The 1,021-nt window shown below is 69.8% G+C and carries 1 protein-coding gene; it reads left to right on the top strand.

Annotated features, from left to right (window positions below; genetic code table 11):
• Positions 1 to 114: 114 nt before the first annotated feature.
• On the top strand, positions 115 to 1,021 hold a 907-nt coding region (locus ACFY5C_RS42085), incomplete at its 3' end, for an ABC transporter substrate-binding protein (protein ID WP_389455401.1).

Here is a 1,021-nt window from a genome sequence, read left to right as displayed (position 1 = left end):
CCGGCGCCGGGGCAGACGTCCGTTCCAGCACGTCTCACTCCGTGTCGTTCCGTCTCATGCTTCGAGATCCGAAGCGGGACCGGCACGCGTTCATCAACCGAGAGGTCGTCTCCGATGCGTCAACCGTCCGTCATAGCGCGCCGCGTGGCAGCGGCATCCGTCAGCCTGGTCGTGGCAGCGGGCGCCGCCGCCTGCGGGCCTGAGGACAACGATGCCAAGGCAGCCGGCAACGACTCCGCGCCCCACAAGGGCGGCACGCTGACCGTTCTGAACTCCAACCCGCAGCAGGACTTCGACCCCGCGCGCCTCTACACTTCCGGCGGCGGCAACGTCCCCTCGCTCGTCTTCCGCGCCCTCACCACCCGCAACCGCGAGAACGGCGAGGCCGGGGCCCAGGTCGTCCCCGACCTCGCCACCGACACCGGGCGCCCCAACAAGGACGCCACCGTCTGGACCTTCACCCTCAAGGAGGGCCTGAAGTACGAGGACGGCACCGAGATCACGTCGGCCGACGTCAAGTACGGCATCGAGCGCTCCTTCGCCCCCGAGCTCTCGGGCGGCGCCCCCTACCTGCGGGACTGGCTGGTCGGCGCCGCCGGCTACCAGGGGCCGTACAAGGACAAGAAGGGTCTGTCGGCGATCGAGACGCCGGACGAGCGGACCATCGTCTTCCATCTGAACAAGCCCGAGGGCGAGTTCCCGTACCTGGCCACGCAGACGCAGTTCACGCCCGTCCCCAAGGCCAAGGACACCGGCACCGAGTACGAGCAGCACCCGGTCTCCTCCGGGCCGTACAAGGTCGTCTCGAACGAGGACGACGGGGAGCGGCTCGTCCTGGAGCGCAACCCGCACTGGTCCGCCGCGACGGACGCCGAGCGCAAGGCGTACCCCGACAGGATCGACGTACGGTCCGGGCTCGACTCCTCCGTGATCAACCAGCGGCTCTCCGCGTCCCAGGGGGCGGACGCCGCCGCCGTCACCACGGACACCAACCTCGGCCCCGCCGAACTCGCCAAGGTCT

Source organism: Streptomyces sp. NPDC012935 (genome assembly GCF_042900345.1).
Classification (GTDB): Bacteria; Actinomycetota; Actinomycetes; order Streptomycetales; family Streptomycetaceae; genus Streptomyces.
This window is presented reverse-complemented; position numbering and strand designations above follow the sequence as displayed.